The sequence below is a fragment of the Aquabacterium sp. genome (genome assembly GCF_035476535.1).
GTDB lineage: Bacteria > Pseudomonadota > Gammaproteobacteria > Burkholderiales > Burkholderiaceae_C > Pseudaquabacterium.
The window spans coordinates 1-3,631 of record NZ_DATILJ010000238.1; the positions used below are offsets into that span (position 1 = coordinate 1).

The 3,631-nt window shown below is 65.0% G+C and carries 4 protein-coding genes; all 4 read left to right on the forward strand.

What is annotated here, in order from left to right; translation table 11 throughout:
- The coding region (locus VLK61_RS23520; protein WP_325424527.1) for an aminotransferase class I/II-fold pyridoxal phosphate-dependent enzyme at window positions 1–1,111 on the forward strand (1,111 nt) is incomplete at its 5' end.
- Window positions 1,112–1,241: 130 nt separating this feature from the next.
- Window positions 1,242–2,411: an ABC transporter substrate-binding protein gene (locus tag VLK61_RS23525; protein ID WP_325424529.1), complete on the forward strand. Its 1,170-nt coding sequence runs from the start codon at window positions 1,242–1,244 to the stop codon at window positions 2,409–2,411.
- Between the two features lie 81 nt (window positions 2,412–2,492).
- A complete protein-coding gene (locus VLK61_RS23530; RefSeq protein WP_325424531.1) occupies window positions 2,493–3,365 on the forward strand; it encodes a branched-chain amino acid ABC transporter permease in 873 nt (290 codons plus the stop codon).
- Window positions 3,366–3,367: 2 nt separating this feature from the next.
- A partial coding sequence (locus VLK61_RS23535; RefSeq protein ID WP_414636849.1) for an ABC transporter permease subunit occupies window positions 3,368–3,631 on the forward strand: 264 nt, incomplete at its 3' end.

Sequence of the window (3,631 nt, forward strand, 5' to 3'; positions counted from 1 at the left end):
CCTGCTCATCGGCGAGCCGGATTTCGACACGCCCGAGCCCATCCGGCGCGCCGCCATCGAGGCCATCGAGGGCGGCCAGACGCGCTACACGCAGACCGCCGGCACGCTGGCTTTGCGCCAGGCGGTCGCGGCCAAGTTCGAGCGCGAAAACCGGCTGCACTACGAGCCGCGCGACATCATCGTCACAGTTGGTGCCAAGCACGCCATCTTCAATGCGCTGTCGGTCAGCGTCGAACCCGGTGACGAGGTGATCATTCCGGCGCCGTACTGGGTGTCCTACCCCGACATGGTGCTGGCCTGCGACGGCACACCGGTGATCGTGCCCTGCCCGGAGAGCGACGGCTTCCTGCTGACGCCCCAGGCGCTGGAGGCGGCCATCACGCCGGCAACACGCTGGCTGATCCTCAACTCGCCGAGCAACCCCACCGGCGCCGCCTACAGCCGGGAACAGCTGCGCGGCCTGGCCGACGTGCTGTTGCGCCACCCTCACGTGATGCTGCTGACCGACGACATCTACGAGCACATCCGTTTCGAAGCAGCCGACAATCCGCACATCGTGGCGATCGAACCGGCGCTGCGCGAGCGCACGCTGGTCGTCAACGGCGTCTCCAAGACCTATGCGATGACGGGCTGGCGCATCGGCTACGCGGCCGGCCCCAGCGAGCTGATCGCGGCGATGGACATGCTGCAGTCGCAGTCCACCAGCGGTGCCTGCTCGGTCAGCCAGGCGGCGGCACTGGCAGCGCTGCGCAGCGAACCCACGTTCCTGGCCGGCTGGGTGGCCACCTACCAGTCGCGCCGGGATGTCGCGATGCAGCGTTTCAACGCCATTCCCGGGCTGCGCTGCAGCACGCCGGCAGGGGCGTTTTATGTGTGGGTCAACTGCGCCGGCCTGATCGGCCAGCGCACCGAGCAAGGCCAGCGCCTGGCCACCGACCTCGACGTGGCGCTGTACTTCCTGGACACCGCCGGCGTCGCGGTGATTGGCGGTACCTCGTATGGGCTGTCGCCCTACTTCCGGGTGTCGATCGCCACCGGCATCGAGCTCATCGAAGAGGCTTGCCGGCGGCTGGCCGCTGCCGTGGCCAGGCTCTCGCCCGACCTTCGATGAAGCTCAGGGCAAACCCGGTATCAAGCTCGCTTATGCCAGAAGCGCCATTCCGTATTGGTCTGCTTTCGACGCGCTTCCTATCATCACTTCATCCCCCCTTTTCAGACACCCCCAGACACCCGGAGCGGAAATGACACACCCCAAGATCCTCGGACTGACCGTGTTCTGCGCGGCTGCGCTGGCAGCCGGCATCGCTTCGGCGCAGGACGTCTACAAGATCGGTCTCGTCAGCCCGCTGAGCGGGGCCAATGCCCGCTACGGCGCTTTTGCGAACAAGGGTGCGAACCTGGCGGCCAAGGAGATCAACGCCGGCGGCGGCGTGATGGGCAAGAAGATCGAACTGGTCAGCGGCGACAGCCAGTGTGTGCCGGCCGAAGGGGTGTCGGCCACCAAGCGCATGATCACCTTCGACAAGCTGCCGATCATCATCGGTGATATCTGCAGCTCGGTGACGCTGGCGATGCAGCCGCTGGCCGAAGAAGCCTCGGTGCTGCTGGTCAATGCCGCCTCGTCGAATCCGGCCATCACCTACAAGGCCGGCGTTGGCGGATTCAAGTGGACCTTCCGCAACTACCCCACCGACGAGGGCCGCGCCGCCATCGTGCTGGAGCATGCGGTGAAGAACCGCAACCTGAAGAGCTTCGCCGTGCTGTCGGTCGACAGCGACTATGGCCGTGGCGCGATCAGCTTCACGAAGAAGTACCTGCCGCGCTACCCCGACGCCAAGATCCTCAGCGAGGACTACTACAAGGAATCGGAGACCGACTTCCGCCCGGTGCTCAGCAAGATCAAGAATTCGGGCGCGCAGGCTGTTCTCATGTATGGCCAGGCCGATACCACGCCCATCGTCGCGCGCCAGATGCTGGAGATGGGCCTGGCCGGCAAGATCGTGCTGGTCGGCAACGCCGAATTCAACACCGCCAAGACCATCGCCGCCGCACCGACAGTGCTGAACGGCGCCATCGAGGCAGCCGCCTGGCTGCCCGAATGGACCAGTGCGCGCAGCCAGAAGTTCGTCGCCGACTACAAGGCGGCCTACGGCGGTGAACTGCCCAACAACCACGCTTACACGCATTGGGAAACCACGCACCTGGTGGCAGCAGCCATCAGGGCAGCCAACAGCCTGAAGAACGACGACATCCGCAACGCGCTGGCGAAGATCAAGTACGACAGCGCGATGGGCGCCGTGACCTTCGACGACCACAACCAGGCCGTGCTGCCGATGGTGCTGCTGGAGGTCGCGGACGGCAAACCCGCGATCAAGAGCGCCATCGCGGTCAAGATCGACTACCCGAAGTAAGGCTGCACGCAAGGCACCACGCGACGCACCACACAACGCGACACGAAACACAACGAACGACGCAAGCACGCGGCCAAGGCGATGGGCAACTTCATCTTCGAGCAGATCGTCAACGGCATCATCACCGGCTCGACTTACGCGTTGATCGCGGCGGGCATGACGATGATTTTCGGCGTGCTGCGCGCCATCAACTTCGCCCATGGTGAGTACTACATGCTGGGCACCTTCGCGGCCTGGTATGCGATCTCCAAGCTCGAGGTCCACTACGCCGTTTCCATCGTGCTCGGTGTCGCGATCGCGGCGCTGATCGCCGCGACGATCGGCCGCCTGGTGATGCAACGGCTGGTCGGCGCACCGTTCCAGGCCGGCGTGCTGGCGACGATCGGTGTCTCGCTGATCCTGCAGAACGCCGTGATCCTGGCCTTCGGCGGCGGCTACAAGGTCTTCGAAGGCGGCTGGATCGAGCCGATCGAGATCCTGGGCTTCGGCATGGCGCAGCAACGCATCGTGCTGGTGGTATCGGCGGTGGTCATCTTTGCCGGACTCGAATGGATGGTGCGCAAGACACGCATGGGCAAATCGATCCGTGCGGTGTCGCAGAACATCGAGTGCTGCCAGGTCAACGGCATCGACGTCGAATCCGTCGTGCGCCGCACCTTCCTGCTCGGCACCGCGCTGGCCGCACTGTCCGGCGTGCTAACGGCGCCGGTGAACGTCAGCGTCTACGGCGGCATGGGCGAAGCGATCACGCTAAAGACCTTTGCCGTCATCGTGATGGGCGGCATGGGCAACGTGCGCGGCACGCTGTACGCAGGCCTCCTGCTGGGTGTTGTCGAGGCTTTAGTCTCTGGCCTGATCGGCCTGCAGTACCGCGACTCCGTCGGTTTCATTGCGCTGTTGTTGATGCTGATGCTGCGTCCGCACGGCCTGTTCAGCCAAAAAGCGAGGTTCTGATCGTGGCCATCACCCTCGACACCCCCCACGCACCGAGCCCCCGACTGCCCGCCGTGCGCTGGGGCCTGGCAGGCACCTCGCTGGCAGCGCTGTTGCTGGCCCCTTTGGTGCTGGACGGCTACACGCTGCATGCGCTGATCATCGCGATGATCTTCCTGCTGCCGGCGCATGGCCTGAACCTGATCCTGGGCTACACCGGCATGTTGTCGCTGGCCCAGGGCGTGTTCTTCGGTATCGGTGCGTATGCATCGGCACTGTTGTCGACG